Raw genomic sequence first — 17,465 nt, forward strand, 5'->3', positions numbered from 1 at the left:
CCGTCGCATGTTTGCAAGGATGAATGCGCTGGACCTGTCCCGGCGTCTGCCACTCGTAATGATGATCGTTGCGCTGGCTGCGGGGATGTTTCTGGCCGTGCCAGCTTACGTCACCACACGCCAGACGCTGATCGACAGTGCGAAGGACATTCTCGATACTCTGGCCCGCGGGCCAGAGCAGGCGCTGACGATGCTGCTGGATGGAACGAAGGCGGATCTGATCTCGATGTCGCGGGATCGGTCGATTCAGCGCGCTCTGGTCGCGATGACAGAGGCCTATCAGGCCGTGCCGGAGGCCCGTGCGACCCTTCAGAACACCTATATCGACAAGAACCCGAATCCGGTGGGCGAAAAGAACCGCCTGGTTTCCGCGGGCGATGGCAGCGTTTATGACGCCCTGCATGCCGATCTGCATCCGGGTCTGGCCAAGCGCTTGTCCGAGCGGGGTTTTTACGACATCTTCCTGATCGATCCTGCGGGCAACGTGGTCTACACGGTCTTCAAGGAGCGTGATTTTGCCTCGAATCTGGTGACCGGAGACTGGAAGGACACCGGGCTTGCCGAAGTGTTTCACGATGCGATGGCCTTGCCCGCGGATGGCGCGGCCTTTCGTGATTTCGCCCCCTATGCCCCCAGCGCTGATGCCCCGGCCGCGTTCATTGCGGCGCCGGTGATCGCCGATGATGGCAGGCGCTTGGGCGTGATCGCCATCCAGCTGCCGATCGCGGCGATGAATGCTGCGGTGCAAAGCGTGACCGACGGCAGCGATGGAAAATCTGCCTATCTGGTGGGCGCAGATGGGCTGTTGCGTTCTGACCTGCTGTCGACCAAGGAAGATGACATTCTGAAAACGCGCGAGGACAATGTGGCCGTGCGTGCGGCGCTTGCGGGTGAGACGGGGGTGATGCGACTCACCGATGCCTCAGGCGACCGCTATATCGATTATCGACCCATGACCTTCCTTGGCACCCGATGGGCGCTGCTGACCAGTCAGACCTCCTCCGAAATGCTGGCGGCGCTGACAAAGATGTCGATCGCCTTCGGCGTGATCGCGGTGCTGGTGATCGCGATTGCCGCGGCGCTGGCGGTGCCGTTTTCGCGCTCGATCAGCCAGCCCTTGACCCGGCTCACGCTGGCAATGGATGAAGTCGGTCAGGGGCATCTCGATCATGACGTTCCGCACCGCGATCGACGCGATGAAGTCGGGCGGATGGCCCGGGCGCTGGAGCGGTTCCGGCAGGCACTGATTGCGGCACGTGAAACCGATGCACGCCTTTCACAGGAGCGGATCGCCAACGAGCAGCGTGAACGTGAGCGGCTGGTGGAGGAAGCCGCGCGCGAGCGTCTTGAGCAGGAGCGCGCCCGGGAGGCCGAAGAGGCCCTGCATCTTGCCGAAGATGCACGACGTGCCGAGATCGATGCCGAGCGGGCCCGCGCCGATCAGGCCTTGACCGAGGTGGTGCAGGCGCTCAGCAAGTCGCTGCGGGCTCTGGCCGACGGTCGGCTTGACGTCTCGATCGACGGATTTTTCGGCGAGACTTACAAGGGGCTGCGGATGGACTTCAATGCCGCTGCGACGAGCCTGCGGCAGATCGTGACGGAAATTTCGACGGCGGCGCAGTCGATTCGCACCGACAGCGATGAAATCGCCAATGCTGCTGTGAACCTGTCCCGTCGGACCGAATCCTCGGCCGCGGCGCTTGATGAAACCTCCTCTGCCATGCACGAGATGCTGGCGGCAGTCGGGCAGACCAACTCCGGCATCAACAGCGTGCGTTCGCTGGCGCATGACGCCTGTGACCGCGCGGAACGCTCGCAACAGACGATGCGCGCGGCAGTCGAAGCGATGCAGCGCATCGAAGCCTCGTCCGAGGCGATCAGCCGCATCATCACCGTGATCGACGACATCGCCTTCCAGACCAACCTTCTGGCGCTGAACGCAGGTGTCGAAGCCGCCCGGGCGGGCGAGGCGGGGCGCGGCTTTGCCGTCGTCGCTTCCGAAGTGCGGGCGTTGGCGCAGCGTGCTGCCGACTCGGCTGCACAGATCGGCGACCTGATTGCCGACAGCGGTGCACAGGTGCGCGAGGGGGTCTCTCTCGTGCGCGATTGCGGGACTGCTTTGGAAAACATTTCCGGCGCTGTTTCCGATATTTCCGGACGGGTGAGCGAGATTGCCGTCAGTGCCAGCGAACAGGAACAGGGTATTTCCGAAGTGACCCGGGCCCTGGGGCAACTCGACGCCGCGACACAGGAAAATGCCGCGATGTTCGAAGAGACGACGGCGGCCACGACGTCGCTTGCAGCGGCGGTTGCCGATCTTGGCAAGCTCATCTCGCAGTTCAGCGGTTGGGAAGAGGCTGCGGAGGCGGAACGCAAGCGCGCCTGAGCGGTTGCAGATCCCGTCTGCCGCAGCGAGGGCCGGAGTGTTTTCGACACGTGGGAACTCCAATGGGCGCGGGGTTCCCTGCTCAGGCCGTCCGTTCGAAGCCATGCCTAACAGGACCAGGACAGGCCCGGATCTTCCTCGACATAGTCGCGCAGAACTGCGATCTCCTCGATTTCGGCCACCGACTGGCGCACCTGCACACCCTTTTCGCGCAGCCGGGCAAAGGCGCGGCTGAGGCTTTCCGGCTTCATACCCAGACGCCCGGCAATCAACACCTTGTCATAGGGGAGCGTGACGGCACAGGGGCCGCGCTCCTCGCTCACATGTTCCAGCAGGAACTCTGCCACGCGCTGGGCGCCCGATCGCGCTTTCAACTGCTCGATCTGGCCCACAAGCCGATGCAGATGCGCGAAAGTTGCGGCCAGAAGCGACACGGCAAGGCTTGGTTGCCGCTCGATCTGCCGCAGGATCTCGGCGGTTTCGATCCGCACCAGAACGACATCGGTCGCGGCCTCGGCAGAGACCGGATAGCTGCCTCCGGTAAAAGCCACGGCCTCGCCGAAACTGTTGCCACGGGTGAAGACGCTCACCACCGCTTCGGAGCCGTTCGGTGCGATGCGGTAGAGCTTCACCCACCCCTCGATCACCACATAGACGGCACTCGCCTCTTCATCCTGCAGGAAGATCGTCGTTCCGCGGTCGAAGGCGCGTTCGCGCGCGCTGGTCAGGATCAGATCCTGTGCCGGTTTCGGCACATTGCCTAAAAGAAGGGATTTTCGGGCGATCCGGTCGGCATCGGGGGTCATCGGCAGAAGTCTCCTTGAGCGGTTATCGCATGACCCTGTGGCAAACGAAAGCCGGAGGTGGCGGGAAACGCGGTCCGCCTAACCAAAGTCAAGGCGTCAGATCACCGGGGCGTGATGATGCGGTGCAAGAGCGAAAAGGCCGCAATGATGCCGGGTTTGACTCCATCCCCTTCGATACAGGACCCGCAGGTTGGGGCGTTCAGCCGTCGTGCCCTGCTGCGGGGCCGGATCCGGGCCGATGATCTGCCGCGTCCGCCCGGTGCCGGGGCTGCTTTCGCGCGTGACTGCAATCAATGCGGTGACTGTGCCCGCGCCTGCCCGGAGGGGATCATTCTGCGCGATAGCGCGGGGTTTCCGGTGCTTGACCTGCGCGCAGGAGCCTGCACGTTCTGCGGCGCCTGCACGGACTCCTGCCCCACCGGGGCACTGCGACCGGGGTTTCCCTTCCCCTGGCGCGTCGCGGTGGGCGCGGGGTGTCTGTCAAGCGCGGGCACCGGCTGCCGGATCTGTGAAGATCAATGCGACGCGCAGGCGATCCGGTTTCGCCCCGCCCTTGGCGGGCGCGCCACTCCGACCATCGATCCCGCCGCCTGCACCGGCTGCGGCGCCTGCATCGCGCCCTGTCCCGTGGGCGCGATGACGCTTTCCCCCATCCCCACAGCGGAGCCTGCATCATGCACAACATCTGTGGCTGTCTGATCCAGACCGCCCCCGCCCTTGCCCCCGCCGCCTGGGTCGCGATTGCCGCCACTGCGGGTTGCGAGGTCCATGCCGAAGATCGCGGCCGCCTTGTCGTGACCGTCGAAGACACCGCAGAGCACCGCGCCGCCGACATCATCATGGAGTTGCACCAGATCCCCGGCGTTCTGGGCGTGACCCTGACCTACCACCATTTCGAGGCGCTCGACGACGACGCGCCGCGCGCAACCGCCGCCTGACCCCGGAGACCCGCCATGACGCTGACCCCCTCTCGCCGCAGCCTGCTCAAGGCCACCGCCGCCGCCGCAACCGCCGCCGCCGCGGGCATTCCGTTGCCCGCCCTTGCCCAGACGGGCGATGCGGACATTCGCTGGGACAAGGCCGCCTGCCGCTTTTGCGGCACCGGCTGCTCGGTGCTGGTGGGCACCAAGGATGGCCGCGTCGTCGCCACGCAGGGCGACCCGGAAGCCGCGGTGAACCGGGGCCTGAACTGCATCAAGGGCTATTTCCTCTCCAAGATCATGTATGGCAAGGACCGCTTGACGCAACCGATGCTGCGCAAGACCAATGGCGTCTACGACAAGGAAGGCGAATTCACCCCCATCAGCTGGGATGAAGCCTTCGATATCATGGCCGAGAAATGGAAGGCGACGCTGAAAGCCAAGGGGCCGGATGGCATCGGCATGTTCGGCTCGGGCCAATGGACGGTCTGGGAGGGCTACGCGGCGGTCAAGCTGATGAAGGCCGGGTTCCGCTCGAACAACCTTGACCCGAATGCGCGCCATTGCATGGCCTCGGCCGTGGCGGGCTTCATGCGCACCTTCGGCATCGACGAGCCGATGGGCTGCTATGACGATTTCGAACAGGCCGATACGTTCGTGCTTTGGGGCTCGAACATGGCCGAGATGCACCCGATCCTGTGGTCGCGTCTGACCGACACGCGGCTGACGAAACCGGGGGCCGAGGTGCATGTGCTCTCGACCTATGAGCACCGCAGTTTCGAACTCGCCGACAACGGGATGGTGTTCAAACCGCAGACCGACCTTGCGATCCTGAACTTCATCGCGAACCACATCATCACCACGAACCGGGTGAACTGGGAGTTCGTCAACGCCCATACGGTGTTCTCGAAGACCCAGACCGACATCGGTTACGGCCTGCGCCCGACCCATGCGCTGGAAGAAGGCGTCGACCCGAAGACCACCGGCAAGATGGATCCGATCGATTTCGAGACCTACAAGGCCTCGGTCGCACCCTATACCGTGGACTATGTCTCGGAACTGTCGGGCGTGCCTGCCGACAGCCTGATCAAGCTGGCCGAGCAATATGCTGATCCGACCCGCAAGGTGATGAGCCTGTGGACGATGGGCTTCAACCAGCACACCCGCGGCTCGTGGGCGAATTCGCTGTGCTACAACATCCACCTGCTGGTCGGCAAAATCTCGGAACCGGGGAACTCGCCCTTCTCGCTGACCGGTCAGCCCTCGGCCTGCGGCACCGCGCGCGAGGTCGGCACCTTTGCGCATCGTCTGCCCGCCGACATGGTGGTGAACAACGAAGATCACCGCAAACATGCCGAGGAGCTCTGGGGCCTGCCCGCCGGCACGATCAACGAAAAGATCGGCGCCCATGCGGTGCTGCAGAACCGGCTGCTGAAGGACGGCAAGATCAACGCCTATTGGGTGCAATGCACCAACAACATGCAAGCCGCCGCCAACATGAACGAGGAAACTTGGCCCGGCTATCGCAACCCGGAAAACTTCATCGTCGTCTCGGACCCCTATCCGACGATCACCGCGATGGCCGCCGACCTGATCCTGCCCACCGCGATGTGGGTGGAAAAAGAGGGTGCCTATGGCAACGCCGAGCGGCGCACGCAATTCTGGCGCCAGCAGGTGGTGGCGCCAGGCGAGGCGAAGTCGGATCTGTGGCAGTTGGTCGAGTTTTCCAAGCGCTTCAAGGTCGAGGAGGTTTGGCCCGAAGAGCTGATCGCCCAGAAACCGGAGCTGCGCGGCAAGACGCTTTATGACGTGCTTTATGCCAATGGCGTCGTGAACAAGTTCCCGCTGTCCGAAACCTACAAGGGCTTCGAGAACGTCGAGTCGAACCACTTCGGCTTTTACCTGCAAAAGGGCCTGTTCGAGGAATACGCAAGCTTCGGGCGCGGCCACGGTCATGACCTTGCGCCCTTCGACAGCTACCATCAGGCGCGGGGCCTGCGCTGGCCGGTCGTCGATGGCAAGGAAACGCTCTACCGCTTCCGCGAGGGCTACGACCCCTATGTGAAGGCGGGCGAGGGCGTGAAGTTCTACGGCAACAAGGACGGCAAGGCGAAGATCATCTTTGCCCCCTACGAGGCGCCGCCCGAAAGCCCGGATGCCGAGTTTGACCTCTGGCTCTCGACGGGGCGGGTGCTGGAACACTGGCATTCGGGCTCGATGACGCGCCGCGTGCCGGAACTGCACAAGGCCTTCCCGGCGGCGGTGGTGTTCATGAACCCCGATGATGCGATGGCGCGGGGGCTGAAACGCGGGCAGGAGGTGAAAATCTCCTCGCGGCGCGGCTCCATCGTCAGCCGGATCGAGACGCGCGGCCGCAACAAGCCGCCGAAGGGGCTCGTCTTCGTGCCCTGGTTCGACGAGGGGCAGCTGATCAACCAACTGACTTTGGATGCGACCTGCCCGATCTCGAAGGAGACCGACTACAAGAAATGCGCCGTCAAGGTCGAGCGCGTCTGATCCAATCCCTTGTGAGATAAGGAGAAACCCATGCCCGCCCCCGGCTTTGCCTCGTCGCTTGACCGGCGCCGTTTCCTGACGGAAACGGCCCGGATGGCGGCGGGCTGCGCGGTGGCGGGCACGCTTTTGGCGAGCTTCGTCACCCGTGCGGGGGCGCTGCCCGCAACGGCCTTGCGCCCGCCCGGGGCGCTGAGTGATGCGGATTTTCTGGCCGCGTGCAGTCGCTGCGGGCTTTGCGTGCGCGACTGCCCCTATGACACGCTGAGCCTTGCCGTGCCGGGCGAGGATGTGGCGACCGGCACGCCGTTCTTTACCGCCCGCGATATCCCCTGCGAGATGTGCGAGGACATTCCCTGCGTCGCCGCCTGCCCGACCGGGGCGCTGGACCCGGACCTGACCGATATCGGCAAGGCGAAAATGGGCGTGGCCGTTCTGGTCGACGAGGAACATTGCCTGAATGCGCTCGGGCTGCGCTGCGATGTCTGCTACCGCGTCTGCCCCGTGATCGATCAGGCGATCACCTTGGAAATGCGGCACAATCCGCGCTCGGGCCATCATGCGATCTTCCTGCCCGTGGTGCATGCCGAGTTCTGCACCGGCTGCGGCAAATGCGAGAAAAGCTGCGTCCTGCCCGAGGCGACGATCAAGGTCCTGCCGCTGGATCTGGCCCGCGGGGTGGCATCTGACCACTATCGGCTGGGCTGGGAGGAAATGGAGCAAAAGGGCGGCCCGGTGGTCGAAGGCATCGTCGATCTGCCCGACCGCCTGCCCGGCCCCGGCACCGACAATCTGGCCACGCCGGGCGGCTTTGCCCCCGAAGGCGCGGGGGATTTCGCCCCCGCCTTCAAGCTTCCGGGGGGCAAACCATGAGCGCCCCGAAAGGCCGGTTGGCCGCGCGAAAGTGGCTCATCGCCCGGCGCCTGTCGCAGCTTGGCTTTCTGATGCTGTTCCTCTCGGGGCCGTGGTTCGGCCTCTGGATCGCCAAGGGCAATCTGGCCGGATCGCGGACGCTCGATGTGCTGCCGCTCTCCGATCCCTTCGTGATCCTGCAATCGCTGGTCGCAGGCCATATCCCCGCCGTCCCCGCGCTGATCGGTGCGGCGATCGTCACCGTCACCTATGCGCTGATCGGCGGGCGGGTCTATTGTTCCTGGGTCTGCCCGATCAACCCGGTGACCGATGCCGCGCATTGGGCTCACCGGCGGCTGAACCTGCCGAAAGGCTGGCAGCCTGCGCGCACGACGCGACTCTGGCTGATGGTCACCGTGCTGGCCGTCTCGGCCGCAACCGGCACCGTCGCATGGGAATTCGTCAATCCGATCAGTCTGCTGCACCGTGGCCTCGTGTTCGGGATCGGCTTTGGCTGGACCTTTGTCCTCGCCGTCTTCCTGTTCGATCTTTTCGTCTCGCGGCACGGCTGGTGCGGGCATCTGTGCCCGGTCGGCGCCTTCTATGGCCAGATCGGCCGCAAGCCCGTGCTGCGCGTTTCCGCCCGCGCCCGCGCCGCCTGCGACGATTGCATGGATTGCTTCGCCGTCTGCCCCGAGCCGCAGGTGCTGACCCCCGCGCTGCGCGGCGCGACCGGCAGCAGCCCCCTGATCCTCTCGCGCGACTGCACCAATTGCGGCCGCTGCATCGACGTCTGCGACTTGGACGTCTTCCGCTTCACCCATCGTTTCGACGCCACGCCCGCACCGGGCCGCGTCGCCCCGAAATCAAGCCTCACGGAGCCCCAGCCATGAAAAAAGCCATTCTGATCAGCGCCCTCCTTGCGGCTGCAACGGCCAGCCTCGCGGGGTTTGCCGCCGCGCAATCCGCCCCCACCACGGCCCCCGAGACCGCCACCGTCACCTCCATCCGCGGTGTCGATCCCGAGACGCAAGTGACCGTGAACCCGGTCTATCATCAGGAAGAAGGCCGCAAGAACCGCAACTACCGCGCCCAGCCGCCGATCATTCCGCATACGATCGAGAAATATCAGATCGACCTGCATGCGAATGAATGCCTCGCCTGCCACGACTGGAAGAATGCCGCCGACCGCCGCGCGCCGACGCTGTCGATGACGCATTACACCAGCCGCGACGGCGTGCAGACCGATACCGTCGCGCCGCGGCGCTGGTTCTGCAACCAGTGCCACGTGCCGCAGGTCGATGCGCCCGCGTTGGTCGACAACATCTTCAAGGGCTCGGAAGAGTAACCGGGGCAAGGGAGCACATCATGTCCGACACCAACACGCCGCGCCCCGGCCTGATCCGCCGCTTCTGGACCGTGCTCTGGAGTCCGCCCGCCGCCGTCTCGCTGGGCGTGCTGCTGATCCTTGGCTTCGCCACCGGTATCCTGTTCTGGGGCGGCTTTCACGCCGCGCTTGAAATGACCAACACCGAGACCTTCTGCACCTCGTGCCACGAAATGCGCGAGAATGTTTACGCGGAATATCAGGGCTCGGTGCACCAGAACAACGCCTCGGGCGTGCGGGCGACCTGCCCGGATTGTCACGTGCCGAAGGAATGGGGGCCGAAGATGATCCGCAAGATCCAGGCCTCGAAAGAGCTTTACGGCCATTTCGTCTCGGGCTCGATCTGGACCCGTGACAAGTTCGTCGACCGCCGCATCGAGTTGGCGAAACACGAATGGGAGCGGATGAAGCGCAATGACAGCCAAGCCTGCCGCAACTGCCACAGCCTTGTTTACATGGACTTCACGCTGCAGGAAAACCGCGCCGCCGAGAACCATCAGAAAGCGCTCGACAAGGGCATGACCTGCATCGACTGCCATCAGGGGATCGCGCATGATCTGCCCGACGATTACCTGACCGCCTATCGCGGCGTGGTCGAGCGGTTGCAGGCCGAGGGGGCGATCCAGGCGCCGAAGCCGGTCGATGCGGCCGCGCTCGACGGCTATCTGAAGACGACGAACTGAGGGGACAAGATGCGACTGGCATATCTGCAGGCCGAAGGCGGCGCGACGAATCGGCTTCTGGCGGGCCTCGCCGAAACTGCGACGGCGCGCGGCCTGCGGGTGATCGGCACGGTGCAGGTGAACACCGACAATCCGCGCACCGGGCGGTGCGACATGGATGTGACGGTGCTGCCGGGCGGTCCGGTGCTGCGGATCTCGCAAGATCTCGGCACGGGCTCGCACGGCTGCAGGCTCGATCCCGCCGCGCTCGAAGAGGCCGTGGCGCGGACCGAGACCGCGCTGGCCGCGGGGGCCGATCTGCTGATCGTGAACAAGTTCGGCAAGCATGAGGCCGAGGGGCGCGGGTTTCGCGCGCTGATCGGCGAGGCTTTGGCGCAGGGTGTGCCGGTCGTGGTGGGGCTGAACGGGTTGAATGCGGCCGCTTTCGCAGAGTTCGGGGCGGGGTTCGCGCAGCGGCTCGACGCATCGCCCGAGGCGCTGCTGGGCTGGCTCGAGGAAAGCAAGGACGATGGGCTCGCCGCTTTGTGACGGCTTCGGCCGCGATGTGCGCTATCTGCGGGTCTCGGTCACCGACCGCTGCGATCTGCGCTGTTCCTATTGCATGAAGGAAGACGTGACCTTCCTGCCGCGCAATCAGGTGCTGAGCCTTGAGGAACTCGACCGGCTGTGCTCGGCCTTCGTCTCGCTTGGGGTGCGCAAGCTGCGCGTGACGGGCGGGGAACCGCTGGTGCGCCGCAACATCCTGGGTTTCTTCGCCGCGATGGGGGCGCATCTGCGCGCCGGGCGGCTCGATGAACTCACCCTGACGACGAACGGCACCCAGCTTGCCCGTCACGCGCAGGCGCTGGCCGAGTGCGGGGTGAAGCGGGTGAATGTCTCGCTCGATACCTTGCAGGCGGAGAAATACACCCGCCTGACCCGGTTCGGCCGGATTAGTCAGGTGTTCGACGGCATCGCCGCCGCGCAGGCGGCCGGGTTGCGGGTGAAGCTGAACGCGATGGCGCTGAAGGGCGTCAATGACGACGAGATTTTCGCGCTGACCGACTGGGCGGCGGCGCAGGGCTGCGATCTGACCTTCATCGAGCTGATGCCGATGGGGGATATTCCGGCAGGCACGCGGCTCGATCAGTTCTGGCCGCTCGATGATGTCTGCGCGCATCTCGAAACCCGGTTCCGGCTGATCGACACGGGGCTGAATACCGGTGGCCCCGCGCGCTATGTGACGGTGGCTCAAACCGGGCAGCGGATCGGCTTCATCTCGCCGCTCAGCCACAATTTCTGCAACAGCTGCAACCGCGTGCGCCTGACCTGCAAGGGCGAGCTTTACACCTGCCTTGGTCAGGAAGGCTCCACCGACCTGCGCCCGGTCCTGCGGGCGGGCGTCGAGGGCGAAGCGCTTGCGCGCGAAATCCGCGCCGCGATTGCACGCAAACCTGCGGGCCATGCCTTCGGTTACGGCCCCTGCGCCGTCGCCGGGCAAATGGCGCGCGGCATGAACCACACCGGAGGCTGAGCGCGGGCAGCCCGGCTCAGGCGCAGGGCCGACAGGGGATGCGCAGGATGAAGGTGCAGCCCTGACCCTCGACGCTGTCGAATTCAAGCCCGCAGCCCGACACCTCGGCAAAGCGCTTCGCGATCGCAAGGCCGATCCCCGCGCCGCTGATCGTGCTGTTTTCATGACCCAGACGGTGGAAGGCTTTGAACACGCCGTCGCGATGCTCAGCCCCGATGCCGACGCCGGTATCGATGATCCGCACCGGCACGCAGCCGTCATCCTCGGGATCGATCCGCACCGTCACCGTGCCGCCGGGCAGGTTGTATTTCACCGCATTCGAGATCAGCTCGTCAAAGATCCGCCGCAAGATCTTGGCGTCCCCCAGCAGGTCCGGCAGCGGCTGCGCGGGCGGCGGCAGATCGAGGGTAATCGCGCGTTTGGCCGCTTCGGGGCGATGCCCCTCCAGCGCCTCGGCAAGCAGGGCCGGAAGGTCCAGCGGTTCGGCCGCAAGCCGCAGATCCTGCTGTTCGATCCGGCTCAGATCGAGCACGACATCGACCAGCCGCACCAGATCCCAGCCCGCCGTCGCAATCCTGCGCACCTGCGCCAGACGCTCGCCGTCAAGCCGCATCCCCTCTGATCCCTCAAGCAGATCGGCGTAACCGATGATCGCATTCAGGGGGGTGCGCAACTCATGGCTCATCGCGGCAAGGAAATTGGCCTTGGTTCGGTTCGCCGCGTCGATCTTGTCGCCCATCCGCACCAGATGCTCGCCCACCTTCTGCAATTCCTCGATCGCATAGGGCGGGGCGGGGGGCAGGGTGCCGCCATCCGAAATCACCGCCATCCGATTTTCGAGCTCGCCCAAGGGCTGCGCCACCCGGTCGCTCATCGTCGCGGCGCGGCGCCACAGGAAGGCGAAGAACCCGGCGTAAAAGACCAGAAGGATGCCGACCATCCCCTTGGAGACAAAGGCCAGCTGGCTGCGCAGATCGCTGGAGGCGGCCAGAACGCTGTCTTCGCTGGCCAGAACCAGCAGCGACCAGTCCGGCCCCGCCACTTGCGCCCAGGAGGCGATCATCGGCCGTCCAAGGTTGATCCGTCGCACCCCCTCGGGCGCGGACTGCATTGCCCCGGCCAGCCCGGTCAGGATCGGCTTCTGAAAGATGTTGAATTCCGCGGGTTTGAACGTGTCCTTGAGGATCGCCTCGGCATAGCTGTGCCCCACGAGTTCGCTCAACCCCAGATCGGCCTCGCCTTTCGGGGGTAGGGCCAGAATAGTGCCGTCGCGGCCGATGAGCACGGCATAACCGTCACCCGGAATGTGGATGTCGAGCACGCGTTTCACGATGGTGCCGATGGTGACATCGATGCCGACAACGCCTTCAAGCCGGTCGGGGCCATAGACCGGCGCGATCGAGGAGACCATCCAGCCGCTGCCTGCCGGATCGACATAGGCATCGGTCCAGACCGGCTTGCGGTCCGGATCATGGGCGGCATCGGCTTCATAATAGAAATTGTAGCTCGGGATATCCATCTTCGGCGGATAGATCTTGAGCACATCGAACCACGGATAGATGCGGTTCAGGCTGTCCCAGGTGTTCAGATAAAGCTGCGCGATCAAGGGGTCGCTGTCCTTGATCGCGCGCATCAGCGGATCAAGCCGGGCCGTGCGCCAGACCTTTTCCGTTTCCGCCGCGCCCACCGGGACGATGCCGGAATAGAAGACGGCCGAACCGCCCGTATCGCGCAGCGTGTGAAACGCGCCCCCGGGGCTGAGCCCAAGATTTTCCTGCTCGGCCTCGGAGACAAGGGCCGGGGTCTGCAGGGCGCGGTCGGCCTCTTCGGCATAGATCCGGGTCATCGCCGAGATGGCGTTCAGCCGATGCGCGATGATATTCGCCTCGCGCTCAGCGGCGTCGCGGACGCCGTCGGTCGAAATCCGGGTGATCGCGGCGGCAGAGCGGTCATAGACCACCTGACTTGTGCCCCAGTAAATCGCGACGAAACCGAATTCGATCAGCAAAAGCGGGATCAGCGCAGCCTTGACATAAGACCGCCAAAGCCAGGCCTTGAGCGGCACGGGGTTGTCGCCGGGGCGTTTCCTGCCTGCTTGTGCCGTTGCTGTCTTGACCATCAGGGCGTCTCGCTTGGTGGAGTCGCCCTGTTATAGTCCGGTCTGTTTCGAAATCCCTGAACAGGCTTGCCCTGCGTCGGAATGAAGCTCCCCGGACGGTAAACGCCCCCCGCACGGGGCGGAGGGCGCATCTGCACCGTGTGGCCTCAGCTCAGGCCAAGCCGGGCGCGCAGGGTGGAGAGGTCTTCGGCCAGCGTGTTGACCAGCGCCGAGAGCCGCTTGCGGTCCTCGTCGGTCAGTTTCTCGTAGCTCACGAAGCCGTCGCCCTCGCGGTATTTGTCCAACGTTTCGTAGACCTTGGCGAAATTGCCCTCGACCGAGGCGACGAAAGCGCGGTCCTCGACCATCGGGCCGAACAGATCGACGATTTTCTTCGCGCCGTCGAAATTGCCCTGAAAATCCCACAGGTCGGTGCGGGAATAGCGGTCTTCCTCGCCCGAGATCTTCGTCGCCGCGACCTCGTCCATCAGCACCGAGGCGCCGCCCACCACCACCGCGGGCGGGAAGGTCAGCCCGTCGATGCGCTTGGCCAGTTCCGTCACATCGGCCTGCAGCTTGTCGGCGACGGCGGTGACGTGATCGGTCTTGCCCTCGACCCAAAGCGCATATTCGAGCCGGTGAAAGCCGGTAAAGCCCGGATCGGCCTCGGCCTTTTCGTAATCATCGGCGCGGGCGTCGATCGGCGCGTCAAGATCGGCGAAAAGCTCGGCCACCGGTTCGATCTTTTCATAGGACAGCCGGGTCGGCGCGAACAGCGCCTTGGCCTTGTCGATCTCGCCCGCTTTCACCGCGGCGACAAAGGCGGTGGTGTCGGTCACAAGCTGCTCGGTGTTTTCCGACACGTAAAGCTTGTAATCGGCAATCGGCGCCACAAGGTCGAGCGTCGCATCGGCGGCGGCAAGGGGGGAGGCCAGCACCGCCAGCGTGGCGGCAAGGGACAGCATCTTCATCGGGGTCGTCCTTTCTCAGGTCTTCTGCGGGGCGTGGCCGATGGCGTCGATCAGCTGACGGCCGAGGTAATCTTCGGGTCCGGGGCCAAAGCCCGGAAGGGCGAAGAAATAGCCTCCGCCCACGGGTTTGATATATTCTTCAAGGGGTTCGCCGTTCAGCCGCGTCTGCGCGGCGATGAAGCCGTCGTTCAGGCTGGCCTGCCAGGCGATGAACAGGAGCCCCTGATCGAGCTGGCCCGATTTCGTCACCCCGTTCGAATAGTTGAAGGGACGGCGCAGCATCAGATGCCGCTCGCCCGCATCGCGCGGGTTGGCAAGCCGGATATGGCTGTCGAGCGGCGTGGCCGCGCCCTCGGCATCGGCGGCGTAATCGGGCACGTCGGCCTCGGTGCCGTGGCGCTTGTCGAGGGGGGCGCCGGTGATCCGGGTGCGCCCGAAGATGCGTTCCTGTTCCGCAAGCGGCGTGCGGTCCCAGCGTTCGACGAAATTGCGGATGAGCCGCACCGCCATGTAGCTGCCATCCTTCGCCCAACCGGGTTCAGTCGTGTCATGCACCCAGAGCACGCGGTCCATCAGCGCCGCATCGGCGCTGTCGGGGTTCGCCGAGCCATCGCGGAAGCCAAGGAAATTGCGCGCACTTTCGACCACGCCGGGGGCTTGCGGCGGAATCACCGGCACGTTGCCTTCCTGCTTCCAGCGCAGCACCAGCTGATCGGGCAGGTTCTTGATCAGATCGCGCAGCGCATGGATGATCGTTTCCTGCGTGTTCGCACAGATCTGGATCGCGATGTCGCCATGGCACAGATCGGGGTTGAGCGCATCGTTCGGAAAGCCGGTCATCCGGGTGAGTTGCGCCGGGCGCTGCGCGGCCAGCCAGGGATGCGCGTCAAAGAGCGAAGCCCCAATTGCCACAGTCACTGTCAGCGCATCGGGGCGCAGCTCGGGGCCAAGGATCCCGCTGTCGGCAGGCGGCAGGGCGGGGTCAAGCTCGGGCACCTTGCCGCCGCTCGTCAGGAAGGCGATCCGCTCGGTCAGGCGGCGAAACAGCCGCTCCAGATCGGCGGGGGTGTCCACGATCACGTCGAAGGCGGCAACCAGACCCCAGGCGGGGCGGGGTGTGACGATGCCCGCCTGAAAGCGACCATGCGGCGAGATGCGGTCGCTTGCAGAGGTCGCGCCTGCCTGCGGCGCGGCGGTCAGCGCCGAGGCCTGCGGCGCGGTGTCGGCGCGCGCCTGTCCAATGCTGAAGGGGCAGGCGGCAAGGCCGAGGCCAAGACCACCCAGCACGGCACGTCGAGAAGGAGAATGGGTCATTTCAGGGGTCCAATCCAAGCTTGGCATTGATCTCGGCAAGGGCGTCGGCCGTGGCATTCAGGGCTTCGGCCGCGGCTTTGCGATCCAGCGGAACGGCACTGAGCGCGGCATGGGCCGTGTCGAGGCGGGCGGTGACCTTGTCCGCCTGTGCCGGATCGGCTGCGCTCAGCAGCGGGGCGAGCACGGCATGGGCGCGATCAAGCGTGTTCAACGCTGCGCTCAGCAGCTGATGGTCGTCGTCCGAATACGGGGTCAGGGTGTCGGCGGCCGTCGCATCGGCCAGGCTGCGGGCATAGCGGGCGGCATCGGCCGCGATGCCCGCGGGCGTGCCATCGACGCTCTTGATGCGGTTTTGGAACGCCGTCGCATCCGTGGTCAGCGCGGCGGCGACCGGGGCAAGATCCGCCAGCGAGGACTGGGCAAAGAGCCCGTATTCGATCCGGTGCAGGCCGGTGAAGGCCGGGTCTTGTTCGCGCCCGGCCAGCCAGGCGGCCTGTGGCGCGATGCGGTTCTGCAGATCGGCGGCCTGCGGGGCCACGGTGCCAAGGCTGGCCCAGTCTGCCGCCGCATGGGTCCAGGCGGTTCGGGCCGCCGCCAGATCGCCCGCGTCGATCGCCTTTTGCAACGCCTGGCTCGCACGGGCGAATTTCCCGGCCGCCTTCATAAGCTGCACCTTGCGTTCGGAAAGCGGCCCGATCAGATCGCGCAGCGGCGGCGCGGCGGTCTCCGCGGCACTTTGGGCCGTGGCATGGACAGTCAGCTTGCCGCGCGGGTTCGACAACAGCCCGCAGGTGATGTCATAGACGCCCGGTTTCAGCCGCTCGCTCAGCACCGAGGAAAAGCCGGGGGCGATGTTTTCGCGCTCGGCCACCACCATGACGCCGTTCAGGATTTCCCATTCCACCGGCCGGTCGGAGGCATTGCGGATCAGGAACCGGGCCGGACCGGCGGGCACGTCGAGCGCCATCGGCTCGCAGGCGGTGGCGGTGACGGTCACTTCAATGGCGTCCTCGGTCTGCGGCTGGTTCTGCGCCGAAGCGAGCCAGAACAGCGCGCTACCGCCCAGCACCAGAAGGCCGCCCATACCCAGAAGCAGCGGAATGAGGCGCCCGGACGGCGCTTGTGCAGAGGGGGTCATCAGATCAGGCCTTTTGCGGAAGATGAGCAGGGGCAGGACGCAGGAAGAGCGGCAGGGTCACGGCTAGGAAGGCGGCCCAGAGGCCGACCTCGCCCACGGTCGGGCTGTCGTGATAACCGAGCAGCGCCGAGAGCACGGTGCCAAGGATCGAGGCATTGGGCAGAACCGCGCTCAGATCCCAGGCGGGGGTCTGCAAGGCGTTCCAGAGCCCGGCCTCATGCAGGCTGCGCAACGCGCCTGACAGAAGCCCGGCCGCGACGAACAGGATGAACAGCCCCGAGACGCGGAAGAACCGGCGCAGATCCAGCCGCATGCCGCCGGAATAGATCCCGAAGCCCAGCACGACCGAGATCGCGATGCCCGCCAAAGCAGAGAGTGGCGCCGCCGGGCCAGGGCTTTGCTGGAAGATCGCCAGCAGGAAAAAGACCGATTCGAGCCCCTCGCGGGCGACGGCAAAAAAGGACATGGCGATCAGCGCCCAGACCGTTCCCTGACCCGGGCTGGTGTCAAAGGCGGCGTCGATGCCCCGTTCGAGCGTCGCCCGGATCGAGCGCGCGGCGGCGCGCATCCAGAACACCATCCAGACCAGCACGCCGACCGCGATCAGGGCGACGGCGGCCTCGAACCCTTCCTGGGCCTTTTGCGGGAAACCCGCCTGCAGGAATTGCAACGCCGCCCCCACGAAAAGCGACAGTGCGATGGCGAAGAGCACGCCGACCCAGATCGCCCCGATCCAGGCGCCACGGCCGGTACGGCGCAGATAGGCGGCAATGATGACGACGACGAGGGCGGCTTCAAGCCCTTCGCGCAACATGATCAGAAGCGGGGCAAGCATGGCATGTCATATCCTTATTTATTTTGTCGGATATTCAGGTGTATTAAA

16 protein-coding genes are annotated in these 17,465 nt (G+C 65.3%); 10 read left to right on the forward strand and 6 right to left on the reverse strand.

Features of this window, described 5'->3' with window-relative positions:
- Positions 1 to 7: 7 nt before the first annotated feature.
- The gene (locus ACTTAI_RS04520; protein ID WP_444454617.1) at positions 8 to 2,386 is read left to right on the forward strand and encodes a methyl-accepting chemotaxis protein; all 2,379 of its coding nucleotides are present in this window, start codon (positions 8 to 10) and stop codon (positions 2,384 to 2,386) included.
- A gap of 107 nt (positions 2,387 to 2,493) precedes the next feature.
- On the opposite strand, the gene ACTTAI_RS04525 is transcribed toward ACTTAI_RS04520, so the two are convergent.
- Positions 2,494 to 3,192 (reverse strand): Crp/Fnr family transcriptional regulator, encoded by a 699-nt coding sequence (locus tag ACTTAI_RS04525; RefSeq protein WP_444454618.1) that lies wholly within the window; start codon positions 3,190 to 3,192, stop codon positions 2,494 to 2,496.
- 147 nt (positions 3,193 to 3,339) lie between these two features.
- Here ACTTAI_RS04525 and napF point away from each other — a divergent pair, with 147 nt between their 5' ends.
- Genes napF through moaA form a run of 9 tightly spaced genes read left to right on the forward strand, consistent with a single transcriptional unit; the run spans position 3,340 to position 11,061 of the window.
- Complete coding sequence (gene napF, locus ACTTAI_RS04530; RefSeq protein WP_444455695.1) at positions 3,340 to 3,891, forward strand: ferredoxin-type protein NapF; 552 nt, start codon at positions 3,340 to 3,342, stop codon at positions 3,889 to 3,891.
- Complete coding sequence (locus tag ACTTAI_RS04535; RefSeq protein ID WP_444454619.1) at positions 3,867 to 4,130, forward strand: chaperone NapD; 264 nt, start codon at positions 3,867 to 3,869, stop codon at positions 4,128 to 4,130. Before napF ends, ACTTAI_RS04535 begins: the two co-directional genes overlap by 25 nt.
- 15 nt (positions 4,131 to 4,145) lie before the next feature.
- Complete coding sequence (gene napA / locus ACTTAI_RS04540) at positions 4,146 to 6,629, forward strand: nitrate reductase catalytic subunit NapA (RefSeq protein ID WP_444454620.1); 2,484 nt, start codon at positions 4,146 to 4,148, stop codon at positions 6,627 to 6,629.
- Positions 6,630 to 6,659: 30 nt separating this feature from the next.
- Positions 6,660 to 7,499 (forward strand): ferredoxin-type protein NapG, encoded by an 840-nt coding sequence (gene napG / locus ACTTAI_RS04545; protein WP_444454621.1) that lies wholly within the window; start codon positions 6,660 to 6,662, stop codon positions 7,497 to 7,499.
- A complete protein-coding gene (gene napH / locus ACTTAI_RS04550) occupies positions 7,496 to 8,371 on the forward strand; it encodes a quinol dehydrogenase ferredoxin subunit NapH (RefSeq protein ID WP_444454622.1) in 876 nt (291 codons plus the stop codon). Before napG ends, napH begins: the two co-directional genes overlap by 4 nt.
- Entirely contained in the window at positions 8,368 to 8,826 is a 459-nt protein-coding gene (locus tag ACTTAI_RS04555) for a nitrate reductase cytochrome c-type subunit (RefSeq protein ID WP_444454623.1), read from the forward strand. The genes napH and ACTTAI_RS04555 overlap by 4 nt, the downstream gene beginning before the upstream one ends.
- Before the next feature lie 20 nt (positions 8,827 to 8,846).
- Positions 8,847 to 9,548, forward strand: a complete 702-nt coding sequence (locus ACTTAI_RS04560; protein ID WP_444454624.1) for a NapC/NirT family cytochrome c — start codon at positions 8,847 to 8,849, stop codon at positions 9,546 to 9,548.
- A gap of 9 nt (positions 9,549 to 9,557) precedes the next feature.
- Positions 9,558 to 10,076, forward strand: a complete 519-nt coding sequence (locus tag ACTTAI_RS04565; RefSeq protein ID WP_444454625.1) for a DUF2478 domain-containing protein — start codon at positions 9,558 to 9,560, stop codon at positions 10,074 to 10,076.
- Positions 10,057 to 11,061: a GTP 3',8-cyclase MoaA gene (gene moaA, locus ACTTAI_RS04570; RefSeq protein ID WP_444454626.1), complete on the forward strand. Its 1,005-nt coding sequence runs from the start codon at positions 10,057 to 10,059 to the stop codon at positions 11,059 to 11,061. Before ACTTAI_RS04565 ends, moaA begins: the two co-directional genes overlap by 20 nt.
- 16 nt (positions 11,062 to 11,077) lie before the next feature.
- On the opposite strand, the gene ACTTAI_RS04575 is transcribed toward moaA, so the two are convergent.
- The 5 genes from ACTTAI_RS04575 to efeU form a co-directional block, all read right to left on the reverse strand.
- Entirely contained in the window at positions 11,078 to 13,180 is a 2,103-nt protein-coding gene (locus tag ACTTAI_RS04575; protein WP_444454627.1) for a sensor histidine kinase, read from the reverse strand.
- 146 nt (positions 13,181 to 13,326) lie between these two features.
- Positions 13,327 to 14,130, reverse strand: a complete 804-nt coding sequence (gene efeO / locus ACTTAI_RS04580) for an iron uptake system protein EfeO (protein WP_444454628.1) — start codon at positions 14,128 to 14,130, stop codon at positions 13,327 to 13,329.
- A gap of 15 nt (positions 14,131 to 14,145) precedes the next feature.
- Positions 14,146 to 15,444, reverse strand: coding sequence for an iron uptake transporter deferrochelatase/peroxidase subunit (gene efeB / locus ACTTAI_RS04585; protein ID WP_444454629.1), 1,299 nt, complete (start codon positions 15,442 to 15,444; stop codon positions 14,146 to 14,148).
- A 1-nt stretch (position 15,445) separates the two neighbouring features.
- Positions 15,446 to 16,582: a cupredoxin domain-containing protein gene (locus ACTTAI_RS04590; RefSeq protein ID WP_444454630.1), complete on the reverse strand. Its 1,137-nt coding sequence runs from the start codon at positions 16,580 to 16,582 to the stop codon at positions 15,446 to 15,448.
- Positions 16,583 to 16,586: 4 nt separating this feature from the next.
- Positions 16,587 to 17,417 carry an iron uptake transporter permease EfeU gene (efeU, locus tag ACTTAI_RS04595; RefSeq protein ID WP_444454631.1) on the reverse strand — a complete coding sequence of 277 codons (831 nt, stop codon included), beginning with the start codon at positions 17,415 to 17,417 and terminating at the stop codon, positions 16,587 to 16,589.
- Positions 17,418 to 17,465: the final 48 nt, after the last annotated feature.

This window comes from Rhodobacter capsulatus, assembly GCF_052363175.1.
GTDB lineage: Bacteria > Pseudomonadota > Alphaproteobacteria > Rhodobacterales > Rhodobacteraceae > Rhodobacter > Rhodobacter capsulatus_D.